We start from the raw sequence: 19,143 nt of genomic DNA on the forward strand, positions 1-19,143 counted from the left end.
CCCATGTGGGAGCGGCCTTGTGTCGCGATTGGGGCGCGCAGCGGCCCCGGCAATCTCGAACACCTTGAAGATCGCCGGGTCTGCTGCGCAGCCCGATCGCGACGCAAGGCCGCTCCCACAGAGTGTATCCCGCCGACCTGACGAAAGATCAGGACATCGCGGTATCCATCACCATCATCAAGCAGAACCCGATGCACAACCCCAGGCTGGCCAGGCGATGATGGCCGTTGCTGCGTGACTCCGGGATGATTTCCTGCGTGACCACCAACAGCATCGCCCCCGCCGCACAGGCCAGGCCCAGCGGCAGCAGCAGTTCGGCGATGTTCACCAACCAGGCACAGATCACTGCGGCTACCGGCTCGACCAGCCCAGAAGCAGCACCGATCAGGAAGGCTTTGAAGCGCGGCATGCCCGCCCCTGCCAGCACCAGCGCAATCACCAGCCCCTCAGGCACATCTTGCAAGGCGATGCCCATGGCCAGGCTGTCGGCGTCGGCCATGCCACCACCGGCCGATACGCCAATCGCCATGCCTTCGGGAATGTTGTGCGCGATGATCGCGATGACAAACAGCCAGATGCGCGCAGCAATCACTGGCTGATTGCCGGTGCCGACCAGTGCTTCCGGCGAGGCACCTGACACCTTGAGGTCAACCAGAAACAGGCACAGCGCACCGAACATCAGGCCAAAGCTGATCAGGCCACCCGCGCCCCAAGGGCTGAAACCGATGGATTGAGCGGCGTCCAGCCCCGGAATGATCAGGGAAAACGCGGTGGCCGCCAGCATTACGCCAGCGCCGAAGCCCAGCAGCGTATCGGCCAAGGCCACCGGCATGTTGCGAATGACCAGTACCGGTACCGCGCCCAGCGCCGTCCCCAGGGCGCATAATGCGCCGCCCTCCAGCGCACGCAACATGCGCGGCTCCAGGTCCAGCCAGGCAAGGCCACGCGCCACTAGCAGCGCGGTGCCAGCCAGCAAAAGCAAAGTCCCAAGCGCCAGCCGAAACAGGCGCACACTGCTGACAGACATCACCTCAGAGCGCATACCGGTCCGACTCACTTAAGGGCTTCGAGGTAACGGCGTTCCACTTCGGCCCAGTCAATCACGTTGTAGAAGGCACCGATGTATTCCGGACGACGGTTCTGATACTTCAGGTAGTAGGCATGCTCCCACACGTCCAGGCCGAGGATTGGCGTGTTGCCGTGCATCAGCGGGCTGTCCTGGTTGCCACTGCTCTCGACCACCAGGGTTTTCTGCGGCGTTACGCTGAGCCAGGCCCAGCCGCTGCCAAAGCGGGTCAGCGCAGCCTTGGTGAACGCCTCCTTGAAGGCATCGAAACCACCCAGTTGCGAGGTGATGGCCTGCGCCAGCTGGCCGTGTGGCTCACCACCACCTTGCGGCGACATCACCGTCCAGAACAGGCTATGGTTGGCGTGCCCCCCGCCATGGTTGGTCACAGCGCCACGCAGGTTTTCCGGCAGTTGCTTGACTGCACCAACCAGCTTTTCCACAGGCCATTCGGCCCATTCGGTGCCTTCGATGGCGGCATTGAGGCCGTTGACGTAGGTCTGGTGGTGCTTGGTGTGGTGAATTTCCATGGTCTGCGCGTCGATGTGCGGCTCCAGCGCATCGTAGGCGTAGGGCAAAGCAGGCAAGGTATGCGGCATGTCAGTGAATTCCGTAGGCTTGGGTTCTGGGCGCCACGTCTGGCTGGGCAGCGAGCTCGCTGGCCCCGGTGCCGTGGCGGTTGAGCAGACGCTCGGTACGTGGGTACTGGCCGTATTCGGCGATAAAACTCAGCAGCTCGGTGTAGGTGCGTCCACTGTGACGCAGGGCTGCGTCACGCAGCGCCTGGGGTAAACGCGCCTCCTGGCTGGCCTGCAGCAGCCGCTGGTGAGCGGCACACAGGTAGTCGGCGCTCTCGTGCGGCTGGTTGAGGCGCAGGTGCAGGTCGGCCAGGTTGTGATGGGCGATGACGAATGCAGCCACCGCTTCGTCGACGTCATGCCAGCGCTCGAACAGCACCTGTGCCAGCGCCAGGGCTTGCAGGTAGTGTTCCCGGGCGTCGACCAGCTCGCCTTGTTCGAACAGGCGGTTGGCGGTTTCCGTAGTGCGTTTCCAGTGCTGCATGGTTGTCTCCTGAGCGGTGACGCAGTGTCAGATACCGCCAGCGGTAAGTTTTTCCGGGTCCAGCAGTGCTTCCAGCTGGTCGCGCGACAGGTCGGTGTGTTCCAACGCCACGTCGATGATCGGGCGGCCCTGCTTGTAGGCGGTCTTGGCGATTTCGGCAGCCTTGAGGTAGCCGATAATCGGGTTCAGCGCAGTGACCAGAATCGGGTTGCGCGCCAGGGCTTCCTTGAGCTTGCCCTCGTTGACCTTGAACGTGGCGATGGCCTTGTCGGCCAGCAGACGGCTGACGTTGGCCATCAGCTCGATGCTTTCCAGCAGGTTGCGGGCGATCACCGGCAGCATCACGTTCAGCTCGAAGTTGCCGGACTGGCCAGCGACAGCGATGGTGGCGTCGTTGCCGATCACTTGGGCAGCCACCATGGCGGTGGCCTCAGGAATCACCGGATTGACCTTGCCAGGCATGATCGAAGAGCCCGGTTGCAGGCCTTGCAGCTCGATTTCGCCCAGGCCGGCGAGCGGGCCGGAGTTCATCCAGCGCAGGTCGTTGGCGATCTTCATCAGCGCCACGGCAGTGGTCTTGAGCTGGCCAGACAGCGCCACGGCAGTGTCTTGCGAACCGATCAGGGCGAACAGGTTCTGGCCCGGGGCGAACTCGACCTGGGTCAGGCCGCTGAGCTGGCGGGCGAAACCGGCCGCGAACTGTGGGTGGGCGTTGATGCCGGTCCCCACGGCCGTGCCACCTTGGGCCAGCGCCTGCAAGCTCGGCAGGGTCGCCTCGATGTGCGCCTTGGCAGCGTTGATCTGCGCGGCCCAGCCATCCAGCACCTGGCTCATGCGCACCGGCATGGCGTCCATCAAGTGGGTACGGCCGGTTTTCACGTACTGATGCACCTGCACCGACTTGCTCTCGATCACCTGCACCAGGTGGCTCAGGGCCGGAAGCAGTTGTTCGTGCAGGGCCAGTGCAGCACTGACGTGAATGGTCGTCGGGATGATGTCGTTGCTGCTCTGGCCACAGTTGACGTGGTCGTTGGCGTTCACCGCATCACCCAGTACACGGCTGGCCAGGGTGGCAATCACCTCGTTGGCGTTCATGTTCGAGCTGGTGCCGGAGCCGGTCTGGAACACATCCACCGGGAAGTGCTGGATGAAATCCTCGGCCAGCAGTTGCTCGACCGCCTTGACGATGGCATTGCCCTGCGCGGCAGACAATTGCTCCAGCTCGACGTTGGCCTTGGCGGCAGCCGCCTTGGCCAGCAACAGCGCGCGAATGAACTGGGCCGGCATGCGCTGGCCGCTGACCGGGAAGTTGTCGACCGCGCGCTGGGTCTGGGCACCGTACAGGGCCTGGGCCGGCACCTGCAGTTCGCCCATGCTGTCACGCTCGATACGGGTATCACTCATCATCAAATCCTTGCATCAGTTCATCGGGAGAAATCGACGGCAGCAGGCGGCAATTGGCCAACTGCAGGGCGTAGGGCTGCCAGCGCTGGTTCTGTTCCTGGCGATCGAGATTGCGCAGGTCCAGCAAGGGGCGCCAGGCCTGGTCCAGGCACAGACAGCGCCAATGCCAGGGCAGCATGCGGTCGCAGGCGGTATCCAGTAACAGGCGGAAGGAGGTCAGTGCCACCGTCCATGGCGAGGTTTCGGTGCAGCACACCAGGTAGCGGCCCTCGGCCAGGTAATGCTCGATCAGGCGCGGCTCGTCGGGTTCGAGCGCACAGCGGATGCGCCGGCTGAGCCAGCGCCAGTTTTCCAGGTAGGGCAGTTCGCGGAGGACGGGTTTCATGAACATCATCGCCGGGTTACTGGATAATGATATTCATTATTAAGTGATAAACAGAATCACTTCAAGAAAAAGGTGATGAAACAAAAAACCCGGCACAGGGCCGGGTCTTCTGATTTGCCAAGGTATCTGGAACGAATTAGCTACCCGCTACAGTCATTCGCTCGATCAGCACAGAACCCGTGTGAATGTTGCTACGGGTTTCGAGATCACTCCCGATCGCGACAATTTGCTGGAACATGTCCTTCATATTGCCGGCAATGGTCACTTCCTGCACCGCGTGCTGGATCTCGCCGTTCTCAACCCAGAACCCTGCCGCACCTCGGGAATAATCCCCGGTCACCATGTTCAGGCCATGCCCCATCAGCTCGGTGACCAGCAGGCCACGGCCCATGCGGCGGATCAGTGCTGCCTGGTCTTCGACACCATGGCTGACGTACAGGTTGTGCACGCCACCGGCGTTGGCGGTACTTGGCAAGCCCAGCTTGCGCCCGGAATACGTGCCCAGCAGGTACGACACCAGCTCGCCTTTGTCGACGAACGGCTTGGCATAGGTGGCCAGGCCGTCACCATCGAATGCGGCGCTGCCCAGCGCTCGCGGAATGTGCGGGCGCTCGTCGAGGGTTAGCCAGGAGGGGAACAGGCGCTGGCCAATGGTCCCTTCAAGGAACGACGATTTGCGGTAAAGATTGCCGCCGGAAATGGCCGAGAGGAAGCTGCCGAACAGGCCGCCGGCCAGCTCGGCGGAAAACAGCACCGGCACTTCGCAAGTGGGCACCGGGCGCGCGCCCAGGCGGCTGGCGGCGCGCTGGGCAGCGCGTACACCGATACTGCGCGGGTCGGCGAGCAGGTTGCCCTGGCGGTTTACGTCATACCAGTAGTCGCGCTGCATCTGCCCGTCGCCTTCGGCGATCATGACGCAACTCAGGCTGTGCCGGGTCGACGCGTAGCCCCCGATGAAGCCATGGCTGTTGCCATACACACGGCAGCCCTGGTGGGTATTGAGGGTGGTGCCGTCGGCATTGAGGATGCGCGGGTCGGCATCGAACGCCGCAGCCTCGCAGGCCAGGGCCATCTCGATGGCCTTCTCGGGTTCAATGTCCCAGTCGTGATACAGGTCCAGGTCCGGGATGTCCCGGGCCATCAACGCGGCGTCCGCCAGGCCAGAGCATTCGTCCTCGGAAGTATGCTTGGCAATGGCCAACGCCGCAGCGACGGTTTCGCGGATCGCATCCGGGCCACTGGCCGAAGTGCTGGCCGAACCTTTGCGCTGGCCAACGTAGAGGGTAATGCCAAAACCCTGGTCGCGATTGAACTCGACGGTCTCGACCTCACGCTGGCGTACCGTGGTGGACAGGCCCTGCTCCAGCGACACGGCCACTTCGCAGGCACTGGCCCCCTGGCGGCGCGCCTCGGCGATGATTGCCTCGACCTGCTCCTGCAATGCTGGCAGGTCTTTCGGACCTACGCTCTGGACTGCACTCATGGTTCTCTCCACTCAAATTCTGCGTTCGGCGTGGGTCATTCTACGACCGGGCCGGACAAGCGGCCCCCGACTGGTTATCATGGCGGCGATTTCTAGCGGACTGCCACCATGGTTGATTCAAACGACGACGCCTTCGACGGCGAAAAAAGCAAAACCCAGATCAAGCGCGAACTGCATGCGCTGGTCGAACTTGGCGAGCGCCTGACCACGCTCAAGGCCGATACCCTGGCACGCCTGCCGTTGACCGACGAGCTGCGCAAAGCACTGGCTGAAGCCAGCAAGCACACCGCTCATGGCGCCCGTAAGCGCCACATGTCGTTCGTCGGCAAGCTGATGCGCGTGCAGGACCTGGACGCCATCCACGCCTTGCTCGAACAGATGGACAGCTCGACTCGCCAGTACAACGAGCGTTTCCACAACCTGGAGCGCTGGCGTGACCGGTTGATCGACGGTAACGACGAAGACCTCGAGCGTTTCGTCAACGAGTACCCCGAAACCGATCGCCAGCAAATGCGTTCGCTGGTGCGCCATGCTCAACACGAAAAGGCCCGGAACAAGCCACCTGCCGCTGCGCGCAAGGTGTTCAAGTACATCCGCGACCTCGACGAGTTGCAGCGCGGGTTGCGCTGACCCCTTGGGGGCCGCTTTGCGGCCCCCAAAAGCCATCACGCCCCGGTACCGCCCACGGTAATCGCATCCAGTTTCAAGGTAGGCTGCCCTACCCCCACCGGCACCGACTGCCCGTCCTTGCCGCATGTGCCCACTCCGCTGTCCAGCGCCAGGTCGTTACCGACCATCGACACCCGGCTCATCGCCTCAGGACCATTGCCGATCAGGGTTGCGCCTTTTACAGGTGCAGTAATCTTGCCGTCTTCGATCAGGTAGGCCTCACTGGTCGAGAACACGAACTTGCCGCTGGTGATGTCCACCTGGCCGCCGCCCAGATTGGCGCAGTAGATCCCTTTTTTCACCGATGCGATGATTTCCTGCGGGTCGCTTTCGCCAGCCCGCATGTAGGTATTGGTCATGCGTGGCATCGGCAGGTGTGCGTAGGATTCGCGGCGCCCGTTGCCGGTCACCGCCATGCCCATCAGGCGTGCGTTCAGCTTGTCCTGCATGTAGCCCTTGAGCACCCCGTTCTCGATCAACGTGGTGCACTCGGTCGGGGTACCTTCGTCGTCGACGCTCAGCGAACCCCGGCGGCCCTCGAGCGTGCCATCGTCAACGATGGTGCACAGGCTCGATGCCACTTTCTCGCCGATACGGCCGCTGAAAGCCGAACTGCCCTTGCGGTTGAAGTCACCTTCCAGGCCATGGCCGACAGCCTCGTGCAACAGCACACCCGACCAGCCCGAACCTAATACCACCGGCAAGGTACCGGCCGGTGCCGGAATCGCTTCCAGGTTCACCAGGGCCTGACGCAGCGCTTCACGGGCATAGCCCATTACCCGCTCTTCAGTGAAGAAGCGGTAGTCGGTACGCCCGCCACCGCCCTGCCCGCCGCGTTCGCGGCGGCCGTTCTGCTCGACGATGACGCTGACGTTGAAGCGCACCAGCGGGCGCACGTCGGCAGCCAGGCTGCCATCGGCCGCCGCAATCAGGATACGCTCCCAGACCCCGGCCATGCTCACACTGACCTGCTGAATTCGCGGGTCCAGGGCACGGGTGGCGGCATCGACACGCTTGAGCAGCTCGACCTTTTCGGCACGGCTCAGTACATCCAGCGGGTTGTCTGCCGCATACAGGGCAGTGACTTCCTGGCTGCGGAAGGCCTGCACCGTGCCGTTTTGACCGGCACGGGAAATGGAACGGGCGGCGCGCGCCGCCGAGGTCAACGCCTCGAGGTTGATTGCATTGCTGTAGGCGAACCCGGTCTTTTCACCAGACTGGGCACGCACGCCCACGCCCTGGTCGAGGTTGAAACTGCCCTCTTTGACGATGCCGTCTTCCAGCGCCCAGGTTTCCGAGATCTGGCCCTGGAAATACAGGTCGGCGGCGTCGATGCCGGGGCCAGCCAACTCACCCAGCACGGTCTGCAGGCTGTCCAGGGTCAAGCCGCCTGGGGCCAGGAGCTGCTCACTGACGGTGGATAACATCTGGCTCATAGTCACTCCGCGGTGTGCGCAGGCCGCAACGCGCCCTGCGAGAAAAAGCGCCGGTGCGATACCACCGGCATGCGCGCCCGAATGGACGCTTGTTCTTCAATGTCGCGCTCGGCAAGCAGTACCGCTTCGCCTTGCGCCTGTTCTGCAACGATGCGCCCCCAAGGGTCGACAATCGCCGCATGCCCATGGGTTTCCCGTGGGCCTGGGTGGGTGCCTCCCTGCGCCGCAGCCAGCAGGTAGCACTGGGTCTCGATGGCTCGGGCGCGTACCAGTACCTCCCAGTGGGCCGCGCCTGTCACTGCCGTAAAGGCAGCCGGCGCAGTGATCAGCTCCGCGCCGGCAGCACGCAGTGCGCTGTACAGCTCGGGGAAGCGCAAGTCGTAGCACACGCTCAACCCCAGCCGCCCGACCGGCGTATCAGCCACCACCACCTGAGCGCCATGGGCGTAGTCGTCCGACTCACGGTAACGGCCACGGTTGTCGGCTACATCCACGTCAAACAGGTGCAGCTTGTCATAACGTGCCGCCACCTCGCCGTGTTCATCGATCAACAGCGAGCAGGCATGGGCCTTGGCCTCGGGCTGGCCGACCGGTGGCAAGGGCAAGGTACCGGCAACAATCCATAACTTGAGGTCACGGGCGGTGCGTTTCAACCATGGCAGGATCGGCCCTTCGCCCAACGCTTCGGCACGGCCGATGGCAGCGGCATCCTTACGGCCCATTGCAGCGAAATTTTCCGGCAGCACCGCCAGCCGCGCGCCGCCCAACGCGGCCTGCTCCAACAGGGCACCGGCACGTTGCAGGTTGGCCAGCACATCGTCCTGGCTGACCATCTGGATTACCGCTGCCTTCATGGGCACTCCTAGCGGGATTTCTCGAAAGGTTTCACAAAGGTGATTCTAGGCTCTTTAACCGGTCCTTCGACACGGTAGTGCACACTGGCAAAGCGCGAAACACGGTCACCGATCAACCGATCGACCAGGAACAAGGCGCCACCTACGGCCGGCGCGCCGACAATCAGTGCCGCCAGCGGCAGGTTGTTCGTCACCGGCAGGCTCACCTGCAGGTTGGCGTCGATCCGGTCGCGTAGCATGTCCAGGGTCCCGTCCAGCTCGAAATTGCTCGACGGGCCGGTCACGCTGATGGGCTCGCGGGTCACATACACCCCGTCACTGGCCACCAGCAGGCCCTTGACCCGGTCATAGGCCAGGCCTTTGTCGAACAGGTCGGAGAAGTCCAGACGCAGGCGTCGGCCAATGGAGTTGAAGTTGAGCAGGCCGAATACCCGCAACGCCTGGGCGCTGCCTTCAACCTCGACGAACTGGCCGGTACGCAGTGCCGCGTCCATGCTGCCCGAGAAGCGCTTCAGCCCCACCGCAGCCGGCGAACCCGGCCAGCGGCCGTCCACATCCAGGCGAAAATCGCGGCTGGTCACGGTCGGGGCAAAGCCCCAGGCCTTGAGTACATCGGCCAGGTTCTTGCCGTCCAGGCGTCCTTTGTACCAGCTGCTGGTCTTGCCTGTTTCGCCTTCCCAGCCACCGCCGCCGTCGATACGCAGGCCTTTGAAGTCGAGGTCGATATCACTGGCGCTAACACCACGCGCGGTGGGTCGCAACTTGATCGAGGCACTGCCGAACAAGTCGTCGCCGCGGTACAGCTTGTCGATGCTCAGGTCCAGCGCCGGGACCTTGCGCGGGTCGAACGAGGCCAGCGGATCAGGGCCATCCTCGGCTTGTGCCTGGGCAGGGTCGGCTGCCGGCAAACGCAAGGTTTGCATACGCACCACCATGGGCGAGCCTTTGGCATCCGGCACGCGTGCGTTGCCTATCACTTCCTTGCTGTCCAGGCGCAGGTCCCAAGCCTGGCCGCCTCGCGCCAGCCTGACCACTGCCTGATTCAGGTCCATGCCAAAGGCTTTCAACTGGCCAATGCTCAGGTCTACGCTTTGCAGGTTTTGCCGTGCACTGCCACCGGGGTCGTCGCCCGCCAGGCGCGCGGCCTGCTCTTGCCAAGGTGCCAGGTCCAAGGCCTCCAGGCGGCCACGTACCCGCAGGCCTTGACCGGCCGGCAGTTGAGCGTTGCCGGCGCCCAGCAGCAACTCACCGCGCCCCTGGGCCAGTGCGTCGGCCGGCGCGGCATAGGCAAAGCGGGCAAGGTCGGTGTAGGCGGCATCGAAGCGACGCTCCGCCCCCTGCAGGTTCATGCTGAAACGGCTGTCGCGGGTATCCGCCACCGCTTTGCCGAACGGTGCCGGCAGGTCGATCGCCAGGCCCTTGAGGTTGGAGGTGACGTTCAGGCTGTTTTCCCGGCTACCCAGGTTGACCTGTAGCTGGTAAGGCAAGTCGCCGGAGGCCGGCAGGGCCTGCTTGAACTGCAGCCATTCGGTCAACGCCTTGAGCGACACCTGGCCATTGGCATTAATGCGGGTCTGCATCTGGCCGGCCTGGCCTTCAGCAGTGATTTGCGCCGTTACCGGCTTGCCGAAGGCTTGCAGGCTGATGCCCTTGCCGCTCAGGCCTTTGTCGAAATCAAAGCTGAAATCACCCTTCAGGCGGTTCAACTCCAGGCTCGGCGGGGCGACTTTCAGGCGCGCCTCGTTGGTGGCGAAGTCCACCTGTACTTTCGGTCGCAGCCCATGGGCCAAGGGGATATCGAGCTTGACCTTGCCCTTCAGCGGCCCTTCACCCTCCCAGCCGGCGAACATCTCACCGGTGCCGATTGGCGCTTCCTTGAGAGTCTTCAGCCCATCACCCAGGGTGCCGTCGAAGTCTCCATCCAGGTACAGGTGGCTGTGCTGGTCACCGTCGACATGCGGGATATCGACCGTCACATCGCTGACCTTGGTGTCGAGCAGCACGCCGCGTTGGGCCTTGATGCGCACACCACTGTCCTCAATGAACACATCGCCATCCACGTGCTGCACCTGCGGCCAGCCAGGCTGGAAGTCCAGGGCGGCATCGCGCACCTTGAAGAACAGGCTGATACTGCGTGCTTCAGGAGCCGCGCCATGATTCAGCGAGCCCTGGTACTGGAAGTAGCCTTCATCCACCGTGCCTTTGACGATGGCGCTGCGCAACCACTCGTCGAGGGCCGGGCTGAGCACCTCGGGCAGGTATTTGGCGGTATAGCGGCCATCGCCTTCGGTCAGGCCGACGCGCAGGTCCATGTAGTCTTCGCGGCCTTCCTCGAACAACAGGCGAATCAGGAAATCACCGGCGATCTTGCCCTCTTCGCCCAGCACCTTGAGGTACGGCGCTATCAGGGTGAAACCGTCTTTGTCCAAGGCCCAGGTCAGGCGTGCATTGGCCTTCTGGTAGTGCCAGGGTTTGGCGAAGATCGGGTACAGATGCAGCATGAACGCCTCGGTATCCAACCGCAGCTCACCATGGCCCAGGTCGCCACTGATGCTGCCGCTGACGTTACCGGCAGCCGGGGCATTGTGATAGGCATCGAAACCGACCTTTTCCAGGTTGGCCTCGAACTGCAGGCGTTTGTCACCCTCGGCTTTCGGCCGGGCCTCCAGGCGCACATTGCGCAGCGCGCCGGTTACCTTCAGGCCATCGACCACAGCCATGACGTTGTCAGGCAACGGCGCCAAAGCATCGATCAGCGGGGTCAAGGGCGTGAGGTCGAGCCGGTCGGCCTGCACCCGCCAGTTTTCATCGGCTGCGTTCTCGCCCGGGCGCTGCTGCAACTGCAAGTGCGACTCCCAGCGGGCCTTGCCGATGTCCATGGCCAGGGAGTCGACCACCACATCGAAGCCTTGATCCCGGCGCTGGAACCAGGCGCCCAGGGCCAGGTTGCTCAGCGTGGCAGCCTTGCGGCCGGTATAGGCACCCCGCAGTTCAGGCGCATTAAGCCGCACCACAGCCTGCTGCAACTGCCCTTTGCGCCAATCGACCCAGAACTCGCCACCCGCTCGCAACGCGTCAGCTTGCCACTCACCGAGCAGGCGTGGTGGCAACCAGCGCGCCCAGTCACTTTGCGGCAGGCTCAGGTAGGCCTCCACCTGGCCATCACGCCAGGCCTTGGCTGACACACGGCTTTGCAGGTTCAGTGACAGAGGCTGGCCATCAGGCAAGGTGGCGCGCAACTCCAGCACTTGCCGTGAAGCACCCGCCTGCAGGCCGGCGCTGACATAGGTGAGGGTGAGCGGGTCACGCTGCCAGGGGTGCAAGGTGACCTGGCTGTCGAACACATCGACGCGGCCCAATTGACGCAGGCGTTGCAGCAGGTCGGCGGGGTCGAGTGGTGCGTCGTCTTTTTTCGGCAGGCCTTCAAGGTTCCAGGCGCCCTGCTCGTTCTCGCGCAAGATCAGTTGCAGGCCGCCCAGCTGAATGCGCGCCAGGCGCACTTCACGGGCGGTAAGGCTGGCCCAGACATCAGGCACCACCTTCACGTCATCCAGGCGCAACGCCGTAGCGCCTTCGCCCAGTTGCAGGTCACGTACCCGCAGCACCGGAGCCAGCCCGCTCCAGCGGCCCTCAAGGGCACCGACATGCACCGGCAGGCCCAACGCCTGCTCGGCCTTGCTTTCCACATCGGCGCGGTACTCGGCCACCAGCGGCACCAGTTCGCGACCGAGGCTGACATACAGCGCCACCAATACCGCCAACAGGGCGCACACGCCCAGCCCCCAGCGGGTCAAGGCGACAAGAACGCGGGTCAGACGTCCCATGGCCATGGCCCTCCAAGTCGTTTATCCATGATGGCCGGTAGCGGCGGTTTTGCCAGCCCGACCATCCTGCGGCGTGTTCTGGAAGAACTCAGAGCAGCACCACGTCGTATTGTTCCTGCGAATACATCGACTCGACCTGGAAGCGAATGGTTCGACCGATGAAAGCCTCCAGCTCAGCGACGTTGCCAGACTCTTCATCCAGCAGGCGGTCGACCACCTTCTGGTTGGCCAGTACACGGTAGCCCTCAGCCTGATAGGCCCGGGCCTCGCGCAGGATCTCACGGAAGATCTCGTAACAAATGGTCTCGGGGGTTTTCAGCTTGCCGCGCCCCTGGCAGGCCAGGCAAGGCTCACACAGCACCTGCTCCAGGCTTTCACGGGTGCGCTTGCGGGTCATCTGCACCAGGCCCAGCTCGGTAATACCGATGATGTTGGTCTTGGCGTGATCGCGCTCCAGCTGTTTTTCCAGGGTGCGCAACACCTGGCGCTGGTGCTCTTCATCTTCCATGTCGATGAAGTCGATGATGATGATGCCGCCGATGTTGCGCAGGCGCAGTTGCCGGGCAATGGCGGTGGCGGCTTCCAGGTTGGTCTTGAAGATGGTCTCTTCCAGGTTGCGATGGCCGACGAACGCGCCGGTGTTCACATCGATGGTGGTCATCGCTTCGGCCGGGTCGACCACCAGGTAGCCACCCGACTTGAGCGGCACCTTGCGCTCAAGCGCACGCTGGATCTCGTCTTCAACGCCGTACAGGTCGAAGATCGGTCGCTCACCCGGGTAGTGCTCGAGGCGGTCGGCGATTTCCGGCATCAGTTCGCCAACGAACTGCGTGGTTTTCTGGAAGGTTTCCCGCGAGTCGATGCGGATCTTCTCGATTTTCGGGTTGACCAGGTCACGCAGCGTGCGCAGGGCCAGGCCCAGGTCTTCGTAGATGACCGTGGGCGCGCCGCAGGTCTTGATCTGGGTGCCAATCTGCTCCCACAGGCGACGCAGGTAGCGGATGTCCTGCAGGATTTCTTCAGCGCGTGCGCCTTCGGCGGCGGTGCGCAGGATAAAGCCACCGGCATCCTTGATGTTTTCGCTTTCCATGCAGTCGCTGACCACCTGCTTGAGGCGATCACGCTCGGCTTCGTCTTCGATCTTCAGCGATATGCCAACATGGCTGCTACGCGGCATGTACACCAGGTAGCGCGAAGGGATCGACAACTGGGTGGTCAGCCGCGCACCCTTGGTGCCGATCGGGTCCTTGGTCACCTGCACCACCAAGGCCTGGCCTTCGTGGACCAGGGCGGTGATGTTCTCTACCGCCGAGCCTTCGCGCTGGGAAATTTCCGAGGCATGGATGAACGCCGCGCGCTCCAGGCCGATGTCGACGAAGGCCGCCTGCATGCCCGGCAGCACGCGCACCACCTTGCCCTTGTAGATATTGCCAACGATGCCACGGCGCTGGGTGCGCTCGACGTGCACCTCCTGCAGTACCCCGTTTTCCACCACCGCCACGCGTGACTCCATCGGGGTGATGTTGATCAGGATCTCTTCACTCATGGCCGGCTCTCGTCAAAGGTCTTTTGTAATGATGGATGGCGTATGCATTGCTGGCTACCGCTGGTTTGTTACCTCTGGCGTATGCGCCGGCGATTGCCAGCAGGCAACGCCGAACTGGCCAAGCAAATCGGCCGTTTCGCTGAGGGGCAGGCCGACCACCGCCGAATAGCTGCCGGACAGGCCAGTGACGAACACCGCCCCCAGGCCCTGGATGGCGTAGCCACCCGCCTTGTCCGCCGGCTCGCCGCTGGCCCAGTAGCGCTGCGCTTCATCGTCGCTGATCGCACGGAAGCGCACCTGGCTGGTGACGCACAGGCTTTGAACGCGCTGGCCATCGGTGAGGGCGACGGCGGTCAGTACCTGATGCTCGCGGCCTGACAGGTCGGCCAGCATGGCCAAGGCATCTTCGCGGCTTTCCGGCTTGCCGAGAATACGACCATCGAGCACCACGGCGGTGTCTGCGCCCAGCACGACAGCCGGGCCCTCGACACTGGCCAGGCCGGCGGCAGCCTTGGCCCGGGCCAGGCGTTCGACGTAAGCCGGGGCGCTTTCGTCGGGCAGCGGGGTTTCATCGATGGGGGCACTGACGACGCTGAACGGCACGCCGATCTGGGTCAGCAGTTCACGACGACGGGGCGAGCCGGAGGCCAGGTATAGCGGGTTCATGCAGACATCTCCCTGTCAGTGTCGACGTCGCCGTCAGTTGATATGCAAGCGTCGGCGCAGGTCGCGCAGGGCGAAGCTGATCCACGGCCAGAGCAAGGCACTGATGACCGCCGACCAGACCAGCGCCAGGGTAGGCAGGCGATTGCCGGTCAGTGCGCTGAGCCACAACTGGATCAACTGGGCGATACCGAAGATCACCAGGATGACCAGGCTCTGCTGCCACATGGGGAACATGCGCAGGCGCTGTTGCAGCGACAGCACCAGGAATGTGATGAGGGTAAGGATCAGCGCGTTCTGCCCCAGCAGGGTTCCATAGAGCACGTCCTCGGCCAGGCCCAGCACGAACGCCGTGGTCATGCCGACCTTGTTCGGCACGGCCAGGGTCCAGAACGACACCAGCAAGGCCAGCCACATGGGGCGGAACACTTCCATGAACTGCGGCATGGGCGAGACGCTGAGCAGCAGGCCGATAGCAAAAGTCAGCCAGATGACCCAGCCGTTGTTGCGGCGCGATGCAGGCATCATTGCCTCCGGGTGTGAGCAGGTGCGGCAGGCGCTGCAGCCGGCGTGACAGGGGCAGCAGCCGGAGCGGCTGGCTGAGCGGCCGGTGCGGCGGGTGCGGCCGGTACAACTGGCGCAGTGCTGGCTGGCACGCCCTGCTCGCCCGGGCTTACCGGCTGGCCAGGCGCCGAGGCGCCCTTGCGGTCAGCTTCTTCCTGGGCGATGGCTGCATCGGTAGCACGTTGTTCCGGGGTACGCCGGTCACTGAACACCAGCAGCATGTAGCGGCTGCGATTGAGCGCGGCAGTGGGGATGGCGCGCACGATGGCGAACGGCTGGCCGGAATCGTGAATCACTTCGTTGACCGTGGCCACCGGATAACCTGCAGGGAAACGCTGACCCATGCCGGAGCTGACCAGCAGGTCGCCTTCCTTGATGTCGGCGGTATCGGCCACATGACGCAGTTCCAGGCGCTCCGGGTTGCCCGTGCCGCTGGCAATGGCGCGCAGGCCGTTGCGGTTGACCTGCACCGGAATGCTGTGGGTAGTGTCGGTCAGCAGCAGTACCCGCGAGGTGTAGGGCATCAGTTCGACCACCTGGCCCATCAGACCCCGGGCATCGAGCACCGGCTGGCCAAGGAACACGCCGTCACGCTCGCCCTTGTTGATCAGGATGCGGTGGGTGAACGGATTGGGGTCGACACCGATCAGCTCGGCCACTTCGACCTTTTCGTTGACCAGCGCCGAAGAGTTCAGCAACTCGCGCAGGCGCACGTTCTGCTCGGTCAGGGCCGCCAGCTTCTGCAGGCGCCCCTGCAGCAGCAGGGCCTCGGTCTTGAGCTTTTCGTTTTCGGCGATCAGTTCGTTGCGGCTGCCGAACTGGCCGGCCACACCTTGCCACGCACGCTGCGGCAGGTCGGTGATCCAGTACGACTCCATCAGTACCACGCCCATCTGGCTGCGCACAGGTTTGAGCACGTCAAAGCGCGCGTCGACAACCATCAACGCGACCGACATCACCACCAGAACGAGCAGGCGAACGCCCAGCGAAGGGCCCTTGGAGAAAAGCGGTTTAATGGGCCGTTCCTCGTGGACGACTCAGGAGGTCATTGGACATGGGACAACGCACCAGCCTGGTTGCGGGTTGACGGATACGGCGCCCTGAACGGGCGCCAGCCCAGCACATACAGGTAGCACTGTGCGTACTACCTGTAAACCGGGCGCTCGCGAACAGCAAGTGGGATCACTCGCTGGAGAGCAGGTCCATCGCGTGCTTGTCCATCATCTCCAGAGCGCGACCGCCGCCACGGGCGACACAGGTCAGCGGGTCTTCGGCGACGATCACCGGCAGGCCGGTTTCCTGGGCCAGCAGCTTGTCGAGGTCACGCAGCAGCGCGCCACCACCGGTCAGCACCAGGCCACGCTCGGCGATGTCCGAAGCCAGCTCGGGCGGCGACTGCTCCAGAGCGCTCTTGACCGCCTGAACGATGGTCGCCAGCGATTCCTGCAGCGCTTCGAGCACTTCGTTGGAGTTCAGGGTGAAGGCACGCGGTACGCCCTCGGCCAGGTTACGGCCACGCACGTCGACTTCGCGCACTTCGCCGCCCGGGTAGGCGGTACCGATTTCCTGTTTGATGCGCTCGGCGGTGGACTCACCGATCAGGCTGCCGTAATTGCGGCGCACGTAGGTGACGATGGCTTCGTCGAAGCGGTCGCCGCCAACGCGGACGGATTCGGCATAAACCACGCCGTTCAGCGAGATGAGGGCGATTTCAGTGGTACCACCACCGATATCGACGACCATCGAACCGCGGGCTTCTTCAACCGGCAGGCCGGCACCGATGGCGGCAGCCATTGGCTCTTCGATCAGGAACACTTCACGGGCACCGGCACCCAGGGCCGACTCGCGAATGGCGCGGCGCTCTACCTGGGTCGACTTGCACGGCACGCAGATCAGCACACGCGGGCTTGGCTGCAGGAAGCTGTTCTCGTGAACCTTGTTGATAAAATATTGCAACATTTTTTCGCACACGCTGAAGTCGGCGATGACGCCGTCCTTCATCGGACGAATGGCAGCAATGTTGCCAGGCGTACGGCCCAGCATGCGTTTGGCTTCGGTACCGACGGCGACAACGCTTTTCTGGTTGCCATGGGTACGGATGGCAACAACCGAGGGCTCATTCAGGACGATACCGCGCTCACGCACGTAAATAAGGGTGTTGGCAGTACCCAGGTCGATGGAAAGATCGCTGGAAAACATGCCACGCAGTTTCTTGAACATGGGAAAGTGACCCTGGGGAAAGCGTGGGTAAAAAAGTGCGGCAAACTCTAACAATGGCAGGGATTTTGGGCAAGGAGCCAATATGTTAAATTGGCTGTTTTTCCGAGCACGCCAGCAGAAATTCGCGGCCGTTAGACCGTCAGAAAGCTGACATGTTCCTCACTGCGGACCCAAATTCCGTTCTTTGTTTCCCCTGGAGATCCCCATGGCGCTTGAACGCTGCGACGTGGAAAAGATCGCCCATCTGGCCCGCCTGGGCCTGAATGATGGCGAACTGCCACGCATTACTGACGCCCTGAACAGCATTCTCGGGCTGGTCGACCAGATGCAAGCGGTCGATACCACCGGCATCGAACCCCTGGCCCACCCCCTGGAGGCCAGCCAGCGCCTGCGCCCCGACCAGGTCACCGAAAGCAACCAGCGTGAAGCCTACCAGGCAATCGCGCCATCGACCGAAAGCGGTCTGTACCTGGTTCCCAAAGTCATCGAGTAAGGGATAGAGCCTGCCATGCATCAATTGACCCTGGCCGAGATCGCCCGCGGACTCGCCGACAAGTCGTTTTCTTCCGAAGAGCTGACCGGCGCCCTGCTGGCGCGCATCAAGCAGCTCGACCCGCAGATCAACAGCTTCATCAGCGTCACCGAAGACCTGGCCCTGGGCCAGGCGCGTGCCGCCGACGCCCGTCGCGCCGCTGGCGAAACCGGCGCGCTGCTGGGTGCCCCCATCGCCCACAAGGACCTGTTCTGCACCAACGGCGTACGCACCAGCTGCGGCTCGAAGATGCTCGACAACTTCAAGGCGCCGTATGACGCCACCGTGGTCGCCAAGCTGGCCGAAGCCGGTATGGTCACCCTGGGCAAGACCAACATGGACGAGTTCGCCATGGGTTCGGCCAACGAATCCAGCCACTACGGCGCGGTGAAGAACCCGTGGAACCTTGAACACGTTCCGGGCGGTTCGTCGGGCGGTTCGGCCGCTGCCGTGGCTGCACGCCTGCTGCCGGCCACCACCGGCACCGACACCGGCGGCTCGATCCGCCAGCCGGCAGCACTGACCAACCTCACCGGTCTCAAGCCGACGTACGGTCGCGTTTCGCGCTGGGGCATGATCGCCTACGCCTCCAGCCTCGACCAGGGTGGCCCGCTGGCCCGCACTGCCGAGGACTGCGCCCTGCTGCTGCAAGGCATGGCCGGTTTCGACGCCAAGGACTCCACCAGCATCGAAGAACCGGTGCCGGACTACAGCGCCAACCTCAACGCCTCGCTGCAGGGCCTGCGCATCGGCCTGCCGAAGGAATACTTCGGCGCCGGCCTCGACCCGCGCATTGCCGACCTGGTCCAGGCCAGCGTCAAGGAGCTGGAAAAGCTCGGCGCCGTGGTCAAGGAAATCAGCCTGCCGAACATGCAGCACGCCATCCCGGCCTACTACGTGATCGCTCCGGCTGAAGCCTCCTCCAACCTGTCGCGCTTCGACGGCGTGCGCTTCGGCTACCGCTGCGAAGCACCGAAGGACCTCACCGACCTGTACAAGCGTTCCCGTGGCGAAGGCTTCGGCGTTGAAGTACAGCGCCGTATCATGGTCGGTACCTACGCCCTGTCGGCCGGCTACTACGACGCCTACTACGTGAAGGCGCAGCAAATCCGCCGCCTGATCAAGAACGACTTCATGGCCGCCTTCAACGACGTCGACCTGATCCTCGGCCCGACCACGCCAAACCCGGCCTGGAAGCTTGGCGCCAAGAGCAGCGACCCGGTCGCCGCCTACCTGGAAGACGTCTACACCATCACCGCCAACCTGGCGGGCCTGCCGGGCCTGTCGATGCCGGCCGGCTTCGTCGACGGCCTGCCGGTCGGCGTGCAACTGCTGGCGCCGTACTTCCAGGAAGGCCGCCTGCTCAACGTCGCGCACCGCTACCAGCAAGTGACCGACTGGCACACCCGCGCCCCCAACGGCTTCTGAGGAATTC

At 63.7% G+C, this 19,143-nt stretch carries 17 protein-coding genes; 3 read left to right on the forward strand and 14 right to left on the reverse strand.

What is annotated here, in order from left to right:
- Positions 1–148 precede the first annotated feature (148 nt).
- The 6 genes from A0O30_RS14180 to pmbA all read right to left on the reverse strand — a co-directional run bounded on the left by A0O30_RS14180 (position 149) and on the right by pmbA (position 5,400).
- Positions 149–1,042, reverse strand: coding sequence for a ZIP family metal transporter (locus A0O30_RS14180; RefSeq protein WP_105946932.1), 894 nt, complete (start codon positions 1,040–1,042; stop codon positions 149–151).
- Positions 1,043–1,053: 11 nt separating this feature from the next.
- Positions 1,054–1,665 (reverse strand): superoxide dismutase, encoded by a 612-nt coding sequence (locus tag A0O30_RS14185; RefSeq protein WP_105946933.1) that lies wholly within the window; start codon positions 1,663–1,665, stop codon positions 1,054–1,056.
- 1 nt (position 1,666) lies between these two features.
- Positions 1,667–2,128, reverse strand: a complete 462-nt coding sequence (locus A0O30_RS14190) for a hypothetical protein (protein ID WP_105946934.1) — start codon at positions 2,126–2,128, stop codon at positions 1,667–1,669.
- Positions 2,129–2,155: 27 nt separating this feature from the next.
- Positions 2,156–3,532 (reverse strand): lyase family protein, encoded by a 1,377-nt coding sequence (locus A0O30_RS14195; RefSeq protein ID WP_105946935.1) that lies wholly within the window; start codon positions 3,530–3,532, stop codon positions 2,156–2,158.
- The gene (locus A0O30_RS14200; protein WP_051096590.1) at positions 3,525–3,926 is read right to left on the reverse strand and encodes a hypothetical protein; all 402 of its coding nucleotides are present in this window, start codon (positions 3,924–3,926) and stop codon (positions 3,525–3,527) included. Before A0O30_RS14200 ends, A0O30_RS14195 begins: the two co-directional genes overlap by 8 nt.
- A 127-nt stretch (positions 3,927–4,053) precedes the next feature.
- Positions 4,054–5,400 (reverse strand): metalloprotease PmbA, encoded by a 1,347-nt coding sequence (gene pmbA / locus A0O30_RS14205; RefSeq protein ID WP_019099450.1) that lies wholly within the window; start codon positions 5,398–5,400, stop codon positions 4,054–4,056.
- Between the two features lie 108 nt (positions 5,401–5,508).
- Between pmbA and yjgA the strand changes: the two genes are divergently transcribed.
- A complete protein-coding gene (gene yjgA, locus A0O30_RS14210; RefSeq protein WP_016713148.1) occupies positions 5,509–6,030 on the forward strand; it encodes a ribosome biogenesis factor YjgA in 522 nt (173 codons plus the stop codon).
- A gap of 35 nt (positions 6,031–6,065) precedes the next feature.
- Here the strand turns inward: yjgA and tldD are convergent, their stop codons facing one another.
- From tldD to mreB, 8 genes are all read right to left on the reverse strand, one after another.
- Entirely contained in the window at positions 6,066–7,505 is a 1,440-nt protein-coding gene (gene tldD / locus A0O30_RS14215; protein WP_105946936.1) for a metalloprotease TldD, read from the reverse strand.
- Positions 7,506–7,507: 2 nt separating this feature from the next.
- Positions 7,508–8,359 (reverse strand): carbon-nitrogen hydrolase family protein, encoded by an 852-nt coding sequence (locus A0O30_RS14220; protein ID WP_105946937.1) that lies wholly within the window; start codon positions 8,357–8,359, stop codon positions 7,508–7,510.
- An 8-nt stretch (positions 8,360–8,367) separates the two neighbouring features.
- A complete protein-coding gene (locus A0O30_RS14225; protein ID WP_105946938.1) occupies positions 8,368–12,189 on the reverse strand; it encodes a YhdP family protein in 3,822 nt (1,273 codons plus the stop codon).
- Positions 12,190–12,271: 82 nt separating this feature from the next.
- The gene (rng, locus tag A0O30_RS14230) at positions 12,272–13,729 is read right to left on the reverse strand and encodes a ribonuclease G (RefSeq protein WP_105946939.1); all 1,458 of its coding nucleotides are present in this window, start codon (positions 13,727–13,729) and stop codon (positions 12,272–12,274) included.
- Between the two features lie 54 nt (positions 13,730–13,783).
- The gene (locus tag A0O30_RS14235) at positions 13,784–14,395 is read right to left on the reverse strand and encodes a nucleoside triphosphate pyrophosphatase (RefSeq protein WP_105946940.1); all 612 of its coding nucleotides are present in this window, start codon (positions 14,393–14,395) and stop codon (positions 13,784–13,786) included.
- A 33-nt stretch (positions 14,396–14,428) separates the two neighbouring features.
- On the reverse strand, positions 14,429–14,917 hold the full coding sequence (gene mreD, locus A0O30_RS14240) for a rod shape-determining protein MreD (protein WP_016713154.1): 489 nt from the start codon (positions 14,915–14,917) through the stop codon (positions 14,429–14,431).
- Complete coding sequence (gene mreC / locus A0O30_RS14245) at positions 14,917–15,912, reverse strand: rod shape-determining protein MreC (RefSeq protein WP_371920915.1); 996 nt, start codon at positions 15,910–15,912, stop codon at positions 14,917–14,919. Before mreC ends, mreD begins: the two co-directional genes overlap by 1 nt.
- 226 nt (positions 15,913–16,138) lie before the next feature.
- On the reverse strand, positions 16,139–17,176 hold the full coding sequence (mreB, locus tag A0O30_RS14250) for a rod shape-determining protein MreB (protein WP_003255163.1): 1,038 nt from the start codon (positions 17,174–17,176) through the stop codon (positions 16,139–16,141).
- A gap of 205 nt (positions 17,177–17,381) precedes the next feature.
- On the opposite strand from mreB, the gene gatC reads away from it, so the two are divergent.
- Entirely contained in the window at positions 17,382–17,669 is a 288-nt protein-coding gene (gatC, locus tag A0O30_RS14255) for an Asp-tRNA(Asn)/Glu-tRNA(Gln) amidotransferase subunit GatC (RefSeq protein ID WP_027595588.1), read from the forward strand.
- A 15-nt stretch (positions 17,670–17,684) separates the two neighbouring features.
- Positions 17,685–19,136 carry an Asp-tRNA(Asn)/Glu-tRNA(Gln) amidotransferase subunit GatA gene (gene gatA / locus A0O30_RS14260; protein WP_025753792.1) on the forward strand — a complete coding sequence of 484 codons (1,452 nt, stop codon included), beginning with the start codon at positions 17,685–17,687 and terminating at the stop codon, positions 19,134–19,136.
- Positions 19,137–19,143 lie beyond the last annotated feature (7 nt).

This window comes from Pseudomonas sp. LLC-1 (assembly GCF_002992185.1).
Classification (GTDB): Bacteria; Pseudomonadota; Gammaproteobacteria; order Pseudomonadales; family Pseudomonadaceae; genus Aquipseudomonas; species Aquipseudomonas monteilii.